Raw genomic sequence first — 456 nt, 5'->3', positions numbered from 1 at the left:
TATGACTGAACAGCATATATGGGTTGTTGCTGACGGCATGGGCGGTCATAGCGCTGGCGATATCGCGAGTCAAATGCTGGTCGACAGAATTGCACGCCATATGCAAGATGTGCCAAACACCAATATAGATGATATTCGCGCAGCAGTGCAGCAAGCGAATTTTGAGATCTATCAATATGCTCAAATGAACTTAGATGGAAAGACAATGGGCACAACATTGGTGCTGTTGTTTATTCAGGATGGTTATTACCACTGCCTATGGGTTGGTGATAGCCGCATTTATCAACTAAGAAACGGTACTTTTGTACAAAAAACTCGTGACCATAGCCAAGTGATGGAGTTAGTTGAGCAAGGCTTGTTGGCATTTGAAGACGCAGAGTCCCATCCATTAGCCAATGTAATTACCCGAGCTGTTGGGGTTGATGAGATGGTGACGATAGACCAAGTATCGGGACA

The 456-nt window shown here is 45.0% G+C and carries 1 protein-coding gene; it reads left to right on the top strand.

Annotated elements, in window-relative coordinates:
• Positions 1-456: PP2C family protein-serine/threonine phosphatase (locus R8N28_RS26050; protein ID WP_318183763.1), on the top strand; the 456-nt coding region annotated here is incomplete at both ends.

This window comes from Vibrio sp. Vb1554 (assembly GCF_033344235.1).
This window is presented reverse-complemented; position numbering and strand designations above follow the sequence as displayed.